15 protein-coding genes and 3 pseudogenes are annotated in these 13,255 nt (G+C 30.6%); 10 read left to right on the forward strand and 8 right to left on the reverse strand.

Going from position 1 to position 13,255, the window contains the following annotated elements; genetic code table 11:
- Window positions 1-25 precede the first annotated feature (25 nt).
- Together PWK10_RS04825 and PWK10_RS04830 are read right to left on the reverse strand one after the other, a co-directional pair.
- Window positions 26-652, reverse strand: coding sequence for a hypothetical protein (locus PWK10_RS04825; protein ID WP_274767551.1), 627 nt, complete (start codon window positions 650-652; stop codon window positions 26-28).
- Window positions 653-980: 328 nt separating this feature from the next.
- Window positions 981-1,797, reverse strand: a pseudogene (locus tag PWK10_RS04830) (GTP pyrophosphokinase).
- Window positions 1,798-1,925: 128 nt separating this feature from the next.
- On the opposite strand from PWK10_RS04830, the gene PWK10_RS04835 reads away from it, so the two are divergent.
- The 9 genes from PWK10_RS04835 to PWK10_RS04875 all read left to right on the forward strand — a co-directional run bounded on the left by PWK10_RS04835 (window position 1,926) and on the right by PWK10_RS04875 (window position 6,701).
- Window positions 1,926-2,276, forward strand: a complete 351-nt coding sequence (locus tag PWK10_RS04835) for a hypothetical protein (RefSeq protein WP_274767552.1) — start codon at window positions 1,926-1,928, stop codon at window positions 2,274-2,276.
- Window positions 2,266-2,556 (forward strand): hypothetical protein, encoded by a 291-nt coding sequence (locus PWK10_RS04840; protein WP_274767553.1) that lies wholly within the window; start codon window positions 2,266-2,268, stop codon window positions 2,554-2,556. Before PWK10_RS04835 ends, PWK10_RS04840 begins: the two co-directional genes overlap by 11 nt.
- A 265-nt stretch (window positions 2,557-2,821) precedes the next feature.
- Window positions 2,822-3,184 carry a hypothetical protein gene (locus PWK10_RS04845; RefSeq protein ID WP_274767554.1) on the forward strand — a complete coding sequence of 121 codons (363 nt, stop codon included), beginning with the start codon at window positions 2,822-2,824 and terminating at the stop codon, window positions 3,182-3,184.
- Window positions 3,181-3,423: a hypothetical protein gene (locus PWK10_RS04850; RefSeq protein ID WP_274767555.1), complete on the forward strand. Its 243-nt coding sequence runs from the start codon at window positions 3,181-3,183 to the stop codon at window positions 3,421-3,423. Before PWK10_RS04845 ends, PWK10_RS04850 begins: the two co-directional genes overlap by 4 nt.
- A 135-nt stretch (window positions 3,424-3,558) precedes the next feature.
- On the forward strand, window positions 3,559-3,828 hold the full coding sequence (locus PWK10_RS04855) for a hypothetical protein (RefSeq protein ID WP_274767556.1): 270 nt from the start codon (window positions 3,559-3,561) through the stop codon (window positions 3,826-3,828).
- A complete protein-coding gene (locus tag PWK10_RS04860) occupies window positions 3,771-4,661 on the forward strand; it encodes an McrB family protein (RefSeq protein ID WP_274767557.1) in 891 nt (296 codons plus the stop codon). Before PWK10_RS04855 ends, PWK10_RS04860 begins: the two co-directional genes overlap by 58 nt.
- Before the next feature lie 422 nt (window positions 4,662-5,083).
- Window positions 5,084-5,473: a hypothetical protein gene (locus tag PWK10_RS04865; RefSeq protein WP_274767558.1), complete on the forward strand. Its 390-nt coding sequence runs from the start codon at window positions 5,084-5,086 to the stop codon at window positions 5,471-5,473.
- Entirely contained in the window at window positions 5,455-5,772 is a 318-nt protein-coding gene (locus PWK10_RS04870; protein WP_274767559.1) for a hypothetical protein, read from the forward strand. The genes PWK10_RS04865 and PWK10_RS04870 overlap by 19 nt, the downstream gene beginning before the upstream one ends.
- 29 nt (window positions 5,773-5,801) lie before the next feature.
- Entirely contained in the window at window positions 5,802-6,701 is a 900-nt protein-coding gene (locus tag PWK10_RS04875; RefSeq protein WP_274767560.1) for a nuclease domain-containing protein, read from the forward strand.
- A gap of 9 nt (window positions 6,702-6,710) precedes the next feature.
- Here the strand turns inward: PWK10_RS04875 and argS are convergent.
- Together argS and PWK10_RS04885 are read right to left on the reverse strand one after the other, a co-directional pair.
- Window positions 6,711-8,400: pseudogene (argS, locus tag PWK10_RS04880) on the reverse strand (arginine--tRNA ligase).
- Between the two features lie 299 nt (window positions 8,401-8,699).
- Window positions 8,700-9,850, reverse strand: a pseudogene (locus PWK10_RS04885) (aminotransferase class V-fold PLP-dependent enzyme).
- Window positions 9,851-9,953: 103 nt separating this feature from the next.
- Here PWK10_RS04885 and PWK10_RS04890 point away from each other — a divergent pair.
- Window positions 9,954-10,676: a gamma-glutamyl-gamma-aminobutyrate hydrolase family protein gene (locus PWK10_RS04890; RefSeq protein ID WP_008909298.1), complete on the forward strand. Its 723-nt coding sequence runs from the start codon at window positions 9,954-9,956 to the stop codon at window positions 10,674-10,676.
- 222 nt (window positions 10,677-10,898) lie between these two features.
- Here PWK10_RS04890 and PWK10_RS04895 read toward each other — a convergent pair whose 3' ends face one another.
- From PWK10_RS04895 to PWK10_RS04910, 4 genes are all read right to left on the reverse strand, one after another.
- Window positions 10,899-11,612, reverse strand: coding sequence for a flavodoxin family protein (locus PWK10_RS04895; protein ID WP_274767561.1), 714 nt, complete (start codon window positions 11,610-11,612; stop codon window positions 10,899-10,901).
- 41 nt (window positions 11,613-11,653) lie between these two features.
- Window positions 11,654-11,797 carry a hypothetical protein gene (locus PWK10_RS04900; RefSeq protein ID WP_274767562.1) on the reverse strand — a complete coding sequence of 48 codons (144 nt, stop codon included), beginning with the start codon at window positions 11,795-11,797 and terminating at the stop codon, window positions 11,654-11,656.
- Window positions 11,794-12,207: a hypothetical protein gene (locus PWK10_RS04905; protein ID WP_274767563.1), complete on the reverse strand. Its 414-nt coding sequence runs from the start codon at window positions 12,205-12,207 to the stop codon at window positions 11,794-11,796. Before PWK10_RS04905 ends, PWK10_RS04900 begins: the two co-directional genes overlap by 4 nt.
- A gap of 89 nt (window positions 12,208-12,296) precedes the next feature.
- On the reverse strand, window positions 12,297-13,022 hold the full coding sequence (locus tag PWK10_RS04910) for a lactate/malate family dehydrogenase (protein ID WP_274767564.1): 726 nt from the start codon (window positions 13,020-13,022) through the stop codon (window positions 12,297-12,299).
- Between the last annotated feature and the right edge of the window lie 233 nt (window positions 13,023-13,255).

The raw sequence follows: 13,255 nt of genomic DNA on the forward strand, positions 1-13,255 counted from the left end.
GAAAATACATTATCGAGGTTGTAGTTTAGCAAATGACCAGACAAAAAACAAAAATAATTGTCCTGTCCGGCGTTTTTGCACGTTGATTTTTAATAGAGTTTATTAATTCTAATATGATTGATGGAGTAATGTTTTGCTCATAAGTTGTTATGGGGACTTCTGAAAGTCTAATAAAAAAATCATAGTAGGAGACTATCAAAAGAGGTTTTATGAGCTTATTTTTTCCAGGCATTATCCCATATACATTTTTAAATTTAATTTCCTCCAATTTTTTATTAGCACCTATTCTGATTTTATATCCATTTTGGGAGTATCTTATGATTTCAGAGAAAATTTTTGGGTTTATTATAATTTTAATTAATCCTTTATCATTTATTTTTAGATTATCATCATATATCCCACTACTAAAAGCAAGGTCTTCAGAAAAGGAAGGAGAAATAACGCATTTAACATTCTTTGATAAAAAATAATTATCAAGTTCTTCTATGTTATTATAATTATACAAATCTGTTAGAATAATTTCATTATAAATATTTTGGTCGATTCTACTTACATATTGAAGACTTCCATAGATTTGACCTTCCTTGTATAAGCCCTTAAAGTCTTCAAAAATCCTTGCCATATTCATAGCTTCTAATTCGTTTACCCCCAAGAGAAAGAACTTCAAAATGTGAATTAGCTTCCCCAACAGGAAAAACTCTTTCAAAGGTATGAATATAAGAATTATTAAATGGTTTTAACTTATTGCTCTTAAGGAAAGAAACTATATAATTTGTTGCAAATTCCATAAGTTCAGGATGGTTTTTGAGCGTTCCCAATATCTATTTAAGTTATTATAATGTTTGATAGTGTTGAAGGTTGAAAAAATATCCACTTTAAAATTATGACCTATATTAGAAACCAACAAAAAAATAGTTAATAAAGCTATAAAAACTATGTTTAATAATTTGCCTTCAAATTGTTCCATAAAATTATCACCACTATTCCTCTAATTGAAAAAGTTGAAGGCGTGTCTGCTGAACTTTTTCATTAAGTTCATCTAAAAGATCCTTTAATTCTATTATATCACCTTTTTCTAATAGTTTATTAAATTTATCTTGATAATCTGTAGACTCAGAAATTTTACCTAATGAATAGAGGGTTATAATATTATCAAGTATATCCGAAATTACACTTGATTTAATCTCAAACATCTTTTGAGCTTCAATAATTTCCTCTTTAATCTCAGACATTTCCTGATCTAACAAAAATGCTAACTCTGCAGCTCTTTTCAATCTATCCTTAATTTCTTCAGGTATACTTTGCTTGTATTTATAATTTAGTGAATGTTCAACGTAGCCCAAAAATTCATAGCAAGGGTTCTAATTTGAATTTCTGCTAATATTTCAACTTCTCCTTCGGTAGTTTGAACAGGATATTTTATTATTACATGGTAACTTCTATAGCCACTATCTTTTTTATTTTTTACATAATCCTTTTCATAAACTATTTTTAAGTCTTTGCCATCCCTTTGACGAATAATTTGAACTACTTTGTATATGTCCTCAACAAATTGACACATTATTCTTATTCCTGCTATATCTTCCATTTCCTCTGCAATTTTATTCAGAGGGATATCAAGCTTTTTGCTTTTTCAAGGATACTTGATATTTCTTTTACACGGCCGGTTACAAATTCAATTGGTGAATATTCATTTTTACTTCTATACTGTTTTCTTATACTTTTAAATTTTATTTTTAACTCTTCAACTGCTTGTTCGTAAGGGATTAAAAATTCCTTCCAATCTTTAACAAGCATATCCCCCACGCTCCTTTCCTAGTCTATTTTAACAAAAACTATAGCTTTTTTAAACTATCAATTTTAAAATAAAGGAAAATGAGATTTTTTATAGAATATATATAAGGGGACAAAATGGAGGTGTTTTGATGAATATAGTAGAATTATATTTTACTGTTGCAGACCAAGAGATATTGATTAAAATAGCTAATAAATGGAAGATAAATATCAATGGATTTTCCAATGTTGCAAAAGTTCCAGAAAAAATACTAAGAAAGCATTTGTTTACAAAATTTAACAGTAAAGATGAGTTGTTCTATAAACTTTTAGAGGATATATATGGGTTAAAGTTAAAGGAGCTCAATCTTAATGATTTAGATGATCTTTTATACACATTTTTATCATATCCGTTAAAGGAAAAAGTAGATCCACATTTTCCTTTAGGAATTTTAATACTTATGAATCCTGAATTTGCACAAAAATGCAGATGTGATGTTTAATAATTTTATAAATAATAAGCATATATTTGAAGGTCTAGTAGGTGAGATTGAAATTAATGAAGAAAATTGCTATGAAGTTATTGAAAAGCTTTTGCAACTTAAGGACCCTATTGAGTATTTTTCTTTGTTTGAACCTGAAGCGATTTCGATGCTAAACTTGATAGGACAAGAGGATAACTTTTATAAATTAAAGAAAAAGTTTACAAAAATGAAATTTGATGAATTTGCTAAATTTTTACGGAAAATAGAAGTCAAATTACGGATTATATTGCTGTTTTAGCATATATATCAGAAAACATTAAAGATTTGTTACAGGTCCCCCAAGATAAAAGGAATTTTTTCAATAAATTATTATCGGATGCTAGTGTTTGCTTTAATGTAGCGGTTTATAAAACTGTTGAAGATAAGCTAAAAGAATTAACGGAAAAAATAAAAGTTTAGAAGGTGAGATTAAAAACAAGGAGGAAAAAATTAAGTCCCTTGAAAAGCAAATTGAATCCTTAGAAAGAGATTTTGAAGATTATAAAAATGCAAAAGCAAAGGAATTGGAGGATCTAAAGAAAAGTATTAGTGACGATCAAAAAGTAAATGATGACAAAATAAATAAGTTTGAAAAGGAGAATGAAAATACGATTATTACAAATTATCAGTATGATAGAGTTTTTGATGTTATCGGAAGATGCAATATAATCAATAGTGAAAATATAAATATTCTTGATAATATAGAAAACTATGAAGGGCAGATTTTTATTCATAGGAATTCTATTGATTCAACTAAAGATTTATTAAATTTGGAGAAATCTTTAAAAAGCAAAGGAATTAAGTATTACGTTATTTTCGGATTGTCCTTAGAGGAGCTTATTAGAAATATTATTTTAAAAAAGAAAAGCGTGGAGGGTTTATCATGAAAAATATAAAGCAAGAGGATATTAAAGCAATTCAAGACTGTTATATATTAGGTCATCTTGCATTAGATGAAAAATTTTTTCCATCTATAGGTGAAGAACAAAAGCCTATTACTTACCTTAAAAAAATCCTGAATATGTATTATTTTATATTAAACCAATATCAACAATCCCTAAAAGGATATACGAATTACCAGGACCCTTTGAAAATAACTTGTTTATTGGTTTTGAAAAAGCATTAGAAAATGTTCCTATGTCACCGGATTTTTGGAGTGAAAAAGATATAAAAATAAAAAAGAAAGAATATACGAGAGGTTAGCAAACAAATTAATATTATTTAAACCATTCATGAAAAAGAAGAAAAATCAAAAAATGAATTGTTTTATAGAAATTTAGTAATTTTTGATATTGAAACTGCAAATATCGATTTTACTAAAAGGTATATACCTATTCCTTCCCCAAGTATGTCAAAATATGAATTAGAAAAAGCTATAATGCAACAGCTTCCAATTGAACTACCTTTATACAATAGTGAGTTTGAAGATCCCGAAATTATTATATGTGACGATTATATATATGGAAACCTTAATTGGACAAATCAAAAGGGGAAAAGGATATTAGCAAGTATAGGAGATATAAAAAGATAAAGTTTCCCAATGATTTTTACGATAATGTGATTTATAAGGTAAGCGATGAGCTTTTATTTATATCTGAAGATTATAAAAATCTATTAAAGGAAACAATTGAACAAAATGGATCCTATATATTTAATAAAGAGGATTTTCAGATCTATCGAGATTCTGTTAAAAGCGAAATCAAATTTTTAGAAAAATTTAAGCAATATCTTTTTAATGAGGGATTATGCTATAGAGATATAGATCTTTATAATTTTCATGTATGCTTAAAAACAAATCCTTTAACAATAATAAGTGGAATGGCAGGAACCGGTAAGACAAGATTAGCCGTTGCCTACGCAAAGGCATTGGGGCTTGATGAGGAACATTATACGGTGATCCCAATCAGTCCTGCCTATACTGAACCTGCAGATATTATTGGATATCTTAATACTTCTAAGGAGGAATTTATTCCCTCTGAAACTGGAATTGCCGATATTTTAAAAAGGGCCCATGATAGAAAAGATGAACTTTTTATGATTATTTTTGACGAAATGAATTTAAGTCAAGTAGAGTATTGGTTTAGCCCTTTTATTTCGCTCTTAGAGATGAAGGAAGATGAAAGAAAATTGATATTATACAATAAAAATTCAAACTGTAAAAATAGCGATAAATATCCTGCTCAGATAACTGTTGGCGATAATGTTTTATTTGTAGGAACTGTTAATATAGATGAAACAACTAAAGATTTTTCGGATAGATTATTAGATAGGGCTAATGTAATAACATTAGAAAGCGTTCCATTTGTGGAAATGAAGGATTTGTTTAAAAACAAAAAAATACTAACTACACAGAAAGCTTTGTAGAAAGCAAATTTATAAGGAGTTGGAGAAGGACAGTTGATTTCCCTATTGATGTATTTAAAGACATTGAATTGAAATTTTTGATAAACTACATAACCTGATTAACAGCTTTGACAAACAAAAAGGAGTTTCCTATAGAACACTACAGCATATAGCATTATATATTTTAAATATTCCCGAAGACGATAAAGGACAAAAACTTATTGATAGAAGTAGGGCAATAGATATTGCTATCAAACAAAGAATTTTAACTAAAATCAAAGGGCATCAGGAACAGTTCGGAAGGCTTATAGGAATTAGCGATGGAGAAGGAATTAAAGATAGTTTATTATATCAGCTATTTACTGACGATTTAGCAAAGAATGTTTCAGATTTTAAACTTTGTTTAGCAGAAATAAAGAGAAAGGCTGAGGAGATGTATTATAATGGGTATGCATCATAATTTTGGTGCAGCAGTAGTATTTACTGTTGATAACTTCGATAAAGAAACTATTTTTAGGTTAGACAAATTCTATGACAATATATATGAGATAAAGGAAAAAATAGTAGAACTAAAAGAATCATCAAAAGTAAACGTTAAATTCGAAAGTTCTGATGAAAACAGCTACTTAGAAATAAAAAATATTTTTAACGGCCAAGGTGAGTTTATAAAGATAAATCCAAATGAGAGCCAAAAATTATTTGAAGGTTTAAATAAATATTCTATTCTTCTTCCAGGGGACCATTTGGTAAGAATTTTTATAAGGGCAATTATTATTACAATATTTATTCTGTTAATCCAAGGCATGTTAATGAATTGCAGCTACAATTCATAAGGGATTATATAAATAGTAGAATAGACGGAATATCATATAATTTAAACACCTTTGCTCAAATAAATAGAATAAAGAAAAATATAATAAAATCAAATTATTTAAATGTTATAAAGACATATAAGGAAAACTTCATAATATTAGCTAAGCTATTAGACGAAATAATTAAATCACCTTTAACTGAACTTGAAAAAGCTTATATGAAAGGACAAAATGTTAAAAAACAAGATATTAAAACTATTAGGTTTTCAGGCAGGAGAAATGGGGGAGAAAGATTAGAAATAAAAAGATCCCAACCCTAAATTCAAGAGAAAACAAAATTTTAAAGGCGATGCTTTTAAATCTTTATATGGAACTTAGGGATTTAGAGGTATTTTTGAATGAATTAAAGGAAACAAAAGGAGATTTTAATGATTGTGATTTACTCATTAAGGATCTTCGCTGGATGAAAAACTTATTGTCAAAGTATATAAACTTTTTTATAGATGTAGATTCTACAAGTAAAGTTATCCCATTAAAGAGCATATTAATGAATTCAAAGTATGGGAAAGTTTATAGATTATATAGAAAACTTATAGACTATAAAAATTATTATCAACCAAATTTTAAAACAACGGATCTACTTTATGAATATTTTGTTTTATTAGTTGTCCTAGATATTATTCAAAAATTAGGATTTAACCTTGAGGAAAGCGACTATAAAAAATTGCTTTCAAACAAGTTAAATGATGAGATCCCAAGCGGGATGGGAGCAATTTTTACTAAAGGAAACTTAAGATTAGAAGTGTGGTATGAAAAGGAACTATACTCATTATATCAAGAGGCTTTAAAAAACGGTTCAGGTTTTTATACTCATGCTTCAAATAAATTACCGGACATAAGGATTGATTTTTATAAAGATAACAAATATATAAAATCTTATATAATAGAAGTTAAATATCGAAGATTCGGTTACTTGTGGAGTGATATAGAAAATAATGAGACGATGATTCAAATTAAAAATTACAAAACAACAGTTCAATATATTTCAAAAGATTTAGAAAGGCCTATTTTCCCTATTGAAAAGGTTATAATTATTTATCCTGGGCAGTTAGATATGGATGTTCTTGTTGAAAAGGAATTTGGAAACTACTTATTTTTACAGCTAAAACCAAAAGATGCATCTACAATAATAGGTTATGATGAATTAACTAAAATATTAAAACAATTAATTAATGAGCCCCTAACCTAGGGGCTCATTTTACATTCTTTCAACCACATCTATACCAATCAATGATAATCCATTTTTAATAACTATAGTTGTAGCTTCAACAAGGGCAAGGCGTGCATTTCTTAATGCTTCATCTTCAATTGATAGGATTGGGTGCATGTTGTAGAATTTATTGAAGGCTTTAGCTACATCAATAATATATCTTGTTAAAATGGAAGGTTCATACTTATCTATTGCGGAAAGGATTGCATCATTAAAGGAGGCTAAAAGCTTTACAAGTTCTACTTCTTCAGGAGAATTTAACTTTTCAAAATCAAAATTAGCACCATAACCTTCTGCCTTTCTTAGAATGCTTTTACCTCTTGCATATGAATATTGAACATATGGTCCTGTTTCACCATCAAAATTGAGAATATCATTCCATGAGAAAATAATATCTCTTTCTCTGTTGTTTTTTAAGTAGGTGAATACAACTGCACCAATTCCAACAATTTTTGCAACTTCGTCTTTATTTTCTAATGATGCATTTTTTTCTTCAATAAGTTCTCTAGCTCTTTGAATAGCTTCATTTAATAAATCCTCAAGGAATATTACATCACCTTTTCTTGTTGAAAGTTTTTATCAGCAAACTTTACCATACCAAAACCTACATGAACGCAGTCATCTGCCCAATCAAACCCCATAAGTTTTAGGGTTGTAAATACCTGTTTAAAGTGTAAAGTTTGTTCAAGACCAACAACATATATATTTTTATAAAAATCATAGGTTCTTTTTCTATAAATTGCTGCAGCAAGGTCCCTTGTTGCATAAATTGTGGCACCATCGGACTTTTTAATTATGCAGGGTGGCATATTAAATTCATCTAAATTAACAACCTGTGCACCATGGCTTTCTGTAAGAAGTCCCTTTTCTTCCAGCATTTTTACAACTTCATCCATTTTGTCGTTGTAAAAGCTTTCCCCAGCATAGGAGTCGAATTTAATTTTTAACATATCGTATACTTTATTAAATTCCATCAAGCTAACGTCCTTAATTTTTTGCCAAAGCTTAACTTCTTCTTCTTTGCCATCTTCAAGGTTTTTAAAATGCAATCTTGCAATGTCTTCTAAGCTTGGATCCTTTTCTGCCTCTTCATGGAATTTAACATAAATTCTTAATAGTTCTTTAATAGGTTCCTTTTCAAGGGCCTCCTCATCAACCCATCTTTTGTATGCTTCTATTAGTTTGCCAAATTGAGTTCCCCAATCGCCAAGATGATTTATGCCAACACACTTATAGCCTTGGGATGAAAATATCCTATAAAGAGCGTTACCAACTGCAGTTGAGTATAAATGTCCTACGTGGAATGGCTTTGCTATATTTGGTGAAGAATAGTCTATTGTAACTGTTTTACCTGCCCCTATCTTTGAATGTCCATATGCATCCTTTTCAGATAATATTTTTTCAAGGGTTGATTTTGCAAGGTTTGCCTTATCTACAAAAAGTTTAAATACCCACCAACAGTTTCAATTCTTTCAAAACCAGATTTATCTATGCTATTTTTTAATTCTTCGGCGATTAAATTAGGAGCTTTTCTTATGGTTCTTGCAAGCTGGAAGCAGGGGAAGGCAAAGTCACCCATTTCCGGTTTTGGTGGAATTTCAATAAGTTTTTCAATTGCATCATTTGAAAGTCCTGTTAATGCACTTAGTCTTTCAGAGATTATCTTTTTATATTCCATAAACATCCCTCCCGTATAAAAAATTAAAGCCGTCTCTGCAAGAGACGGCTATCCTGCGGTACTCACTCTTATTGGCATGTGCCCACTCGAAATTTTAACCCTATGAAGGGGCTTACCATACTTGCATAAAGCTTTCCGGCAGCGTCTTAGGGGCTCTTTTCTCATAAGTAACCCTACAGGGCTCCCACCGTCCCCTGCTCGCTTAAGGGATCCTCATGATACTCCTCCCCATCATTGACTTTAAATATTCGGTTTGTTATTAATTATATAATAAAAAATTATGAGCATCAATATTTAACCTAAAGTTTAGCTATTTTTTCTATGCTCTCCAAAGCATAGAATATATCTTCTTCTAACGTAAAGTAGCCAAAGCTAAATCTTACTGTTCCCTTTGGGAAGGTTCCCAAAGTTTTATGGGCTAAAGGAGCACAATGAAGTCCAACTCTTGTCATAATTCCATATTCGTTATCGAGGATAAAGGCTGCTTCAGAGTTATCTATGTTTTGAAAATCAATTGAAACTACGGCTGTTCTTTTACTTATATCATAACTTCCAACAACTTTAATATTTTCTATGTTTTGAAGTCCATCAAGGAATAGCTTTGCAAGATCTTTTTCTTTTTTCTTATATTTTCAAGGCCTAAACTTAATATATATTTTAAAGATGCATTAAGTCCAAAAATACCAGGGATATTTAAGGTGCCTGATTCAAATTTATCAGGTAAAATTTCAGGTTGAGAATAGGATTCTGAAAGGCTTCCAGTTCCACCTTCTATAAGAGGGGATATTTTATTTGCAAATTCATTGGTAATTAAAAATCCTCCGATTCCTTGGGGGCCTAAAAGACCTTTATGCCCTGTAAAGGCAAGGGCACTTAAGTTTGTATCGTAAAAATCTATATCTAATATTCCTGCAGTTTGAGCAGAATCAAGAACAAAATCAATATCATGTTCTTTGCATATTTTACCTATTTCTTTAATTTCCTGTATAGATCCACATACATTAGAAGCATGAGTTATAACAAGCAATTTTGTATTAGATTTTATATATTGTTTAATTGAATCAGGATCTAGAAAGCCTTCATTGTCACAAGGAATTATATCCAGCTCGATTCCTTTTTGCTTTAGACTAGTTAAGGGCCTTAGGACAGCATTATGCTCCATTGAAGAAATTAAAACGTGGTCACCTTCTTTAAGAAAACCTTTAAGTATCATATTTAAGCTTTGAGTTATATTCATCGTAAATACTACCTTTAAGGGGTCATCAAAGTGGAATAATTTACATAAAAGTTCCCTTGTTTCATAGACTATTGATCCTGCAGCATAGGAGTTGTAATAGGAACCCCTTCCAACATTTCCGCCTATATTTTCTATGTAATTTGTCATAGCCTCAGCAACTCCCTTAGCCTTTGGGAAGGATGTTGCTGCATTGTCCATATATATTCTTTTCATTTATTATCCCTCCTTCATTAATTTTATTATACAATAATTTTTTTTAAATTACTTTTAAATTTCCAAAAAAGATATATCATATAAATAACAGGAGGTGAATGTTATGAAAAAACCTTTAATTGGTATAACAGCCGATTATATGATTTCTCAGGAGGGCCTTTACACAGGCCAGGAAAGGTTTTATATTGCAAAGGACTATATCGATGCAGTTTTAGAATCAGGCGGTATTCCTGTTATTGTTCCTATAATTAACAAGGAATCGGATCTTTTGCAGATAATCGATCAGCTTGATGGCATTATTTTATCTGGCGGACATGATGTGAACCCAATTTATTACGGAGAGGAACCATCAAAACATGTAGGATTTACATACACTCCAAGGGATTTATATGAGCTTTTCATAGTTAAAGCAGCTATAGAGAAGGATATGCCTATTTTAGGAATAAGCAGAGGGCAGCAAATAATGGTGGTTGCTTTTGGTGGAAAACTTTATCAGGATATTAGCCAAAACGCAGGAGCATACATAAATCATATGCAGAGGGCTAATATAAACGATATAGGACATTATATAAATATAATCCCGGGAACAAGGCTTTATAAGATTTTTGATACGGATAGAGTTCTTGTAAATAGTTTCCATCATCAAGCAGCAAAGGAAGTGCCAAGTAATTTCATAGTTTCTGCCACATCTTCAGATGGAGTAGTGGAGGCAATAGAGCATAAAACAAAGCCTATAATGGCGGTTCAGTGGCATCCCGAGATGATGACTAAGAAACACCCAATAATGTTGAGGCTCTTTGAAGAGTTTATCAATTGGTGCAAATAAAAAAATAACCCCTACAATCGTAGGAGTAAAATTGAGGTGAGCGTCCAAGCATATTATACTTTAATTTTACTTTTCTTTCAATCGGCAAATATTTCTCTTTTTATTTTTAATGCAAAATCAAGGGCTTTATTTTCAATATTTTGGACCTTAAGGATTGCTTCAGGATCATTTGCAATTTCAGAAAGAAGAAAATAGGGGGTAATATAAACCCCTTATTTATATTTAAAGCACCCAAGAGCTGTTTTGCAACATTGTCGCTTCCTGAATTGCCGGATACGACAATTGAATATATTTTTTATCATAAAATTTCATTTTTCTATAAAGCGCAGTTAATCTATTTATAACAGCCGTTAAATTAGCAGAAATTGCGTCATTATAGTTAGGACAAATCCACATTATTATGTCGGATTTTTCAACCTCTGGGTAAACTTCCTCCACCATAATTCCACCATAAAAGCAGCTTCTTTGTTTACTAAAGTGAATGCAGGTTTTAAAGGAACAGCCAATGCAATCAAGAACAGTTCCATTCTCAACATGCAGTTCTTTTATTTCAAATTCACATAAATTTTTCATTACCATATGCCATAGCATAAGGGTGTTGGAGGTGCTTTTGTTGCTGGCATGAAGGGCCAGTAGTTTAGGCTTAGAAGGCTTTTTATTATCAAAATCCCAAAGTCTATTGCCCAATATTCTGCATTGGTCATAACAGATTTCTTCAAGGGAAAGATTAATTGTTTTCTGCCACGTTTGGAAGTTTTTAAAGTCCTTTATTGCCTCCACAAGGGGATGACCTATAAAACGGCAACCTAAACTATTTGCAAGAAATATTATAGACTGTGCCTGAGATTTAGTAAAAAGATAATTAGGGCTATGGATCAAGATCGCAGCAGTTGAGTTTAAAAGGGAATCTTTTCCTAATTCAAACAATTTAGACATAATAATATTAACTTCATGACAAAAACCTGCCTCATCTAAATCTAAGGCAAATAGTATTTTTTGTTTTGTAGTTTTTCGATCTTTTCAGGTGAGTCAATAATTTTATAAGGTTTATCAGAGAGAAAACTTTTTAGCATATTGTTTAATGTTTTTCCCCTTTTAGGAGTAGTAATTACAAATATCATATAATTTCACCTAGTTTCCTATAACTTTCTTTTATTCTATTTAATAACCTTTCACTTAAAGGATTCCTTTCAATTTCAATGAAACCTTTATTAATACGTATTTTGCAACCAAAATAAGTTCCTCCAATAAATATAGAGCCGTAAAACCAGTCCCCTTTTATTAGGGAAATAATCGATAGAGCCCCTGAAGATAGGGCGGGAGCGATAAAGGGTTTAAAGCCCGTCATTCTAACATCTATATTTGCATTTTTTACCCTTTCTGTAAGTTCAATTGAAACCTCATCATCATAATTAACAATGCTGTTTGCAACGACAATGTCCTTACCATGGGGTCCAAAAACTCTTCCTTCTGTGTCGTAATTTTCGGCACCATTTATTAATTTTGAATAAAAGCTGGCCCTTGCATTCATAACACCAAGACCAAAACCAATTATTTGTTCGGGCTTTAGCCCCTTATAGTCGAAAGTGCCATTTTCATTTTTATTGCTTTCAACAAAGGCTACTTTGCATAAAGGTCAACAGGATCAGAAACTACGGCAAAGATACCCTTAAAACCATTTTTACGAGCATTTTTAGCAACCTGCGTTATTATTTTTGAATTTCCTTCAAACTGAAGCATTCTAACATCGCCCTTTTCATCAAGTCCGGGGACATTGGAACTTACGCAAAATATCAATATATCGCAATCAAATATATCTTCTTCATTGAGGATTGAAACTTTTGGATATTTATCCTTACTAAAGGGCTCAAGAATTTGATTAGCTTCATAGAACCATCTTTTCATTTTTTCGATGTTCTTATCGTAAATGCCTATGGATTCAATGATATTTTTCCCCATCAATCTAAGGCCTGTTAACAATATTCCACCAACATCTCCAAGACCAATTATGTTTATTTTATTAAAGTTTGTCTTGAAGGAATAAAAATCTTGCCAATCACTATAATTAGTATTTATATAAATTAATTTTCTTTGGGTTATTTTGTCTATGAGCCCTTGTGGCAATTCATAAAAATCTATATTTAGATTTAATATTTCAATATCCTCTTCCTTAAGAAAAAGTTCACTAGGAGAAGTTATGACGAAACTTCTCCTAGATTTTGCTAAAGGCATTTTGCCAAAGAAGTATATAATATCTTGATTAAAGCATTGTTCTTCTGAAATAGAAGGTAGATTATATTTATCAGATGAAAAAATAAACTTATCTTGTAATTTATAATAATACATATCAACACCTCATTCGCGAATAAGAATGTTTTCCATTCTTTCAAGGAGCTCAATGTCATTTTTAAGATAATGTGAAGGAGGTAGGCTCAGATCAAAGTTTATATCCTTACGTGGTCTGGGTATCTTGGAGAAATAAACACGTCCCCAAGATTTGATAAAGTTAAATTTCTTTCTCTGATATTTTGATATTCTTCTTCTATTGCCTTTAATATATCAAAGGCATTTTCAAGGCA

This window comes from Caloramator sp. Dgby_cultured_2 (genome assembly GCF_028872215.1).
GTDB classification, from domain to species: Bacteria; Bacillota; Clostridia; order Clostridiales; family Caloramatoraceae; genus Caloramator; species Caloramator australicus.

Coding starts and splice junctions, on each gene's coding strand:
- PWK10_RS04835 (WP_274767552.1), top strand. CDS start 1,926: ATGAATATAGTAGAATTATATTTTACTGTTGCAGACCAAGAGATATTG.
- PWK10_RS04850 (WP_274767555.1), top strand. CDS start 3,181: ATGAAAAATATAAAGCAAGAGGATATTAAAGCAATTCAAGACTGTTAT.
- PWK10_RS04865 (WP_274767558.1), top strand. CDS start 5,084: ATGGGTATGCATCATAATTTTGGTGCAGCAGTAGTATTTACTGTTGAT.
- PWK10_RS04875 (WP_274767560.1), top strand. CDS start 5,802: ATGCTTTTAAATCTTTATATGGAACTTAGGGATTTAGAGGTATTTTTG.
- PWK10_RS04890 (WP_008909298.1), top strand. CDS start 9,954: ATGAAAAAACCTTTAATTGGTATAACAGCCGATTATATGATTTCTCAG.
- PWK10_RS04895 (WP_274767561.1), bottom strand. CDS start 11,612: ATGTCTAAATTGTTTGAATTAGGAAAAGATTCCCTTTTAAACTCAACT.
- PWK10_RS04900 (WP_274767562.1), bottom strand. CDS start 11,797: ATGATATTTGTAATTACTACTCCTAAAAGGGGAAAAACATTAAACAAT.
- PWK10_RS04905 (WP_274767563.1), bottom strand. CDS start 12,207: ATGAATGCAAGGGCCAGCTTTTATTCAAAATTAATAAATGGTGCCGAA.
- PWK10_RS04910 (WP_274767564.1), bottom strand. CDS start 13,022: ATGTATTATTATAAATTACAAGATAAGTTTATTTTTTCATCTGATAAA.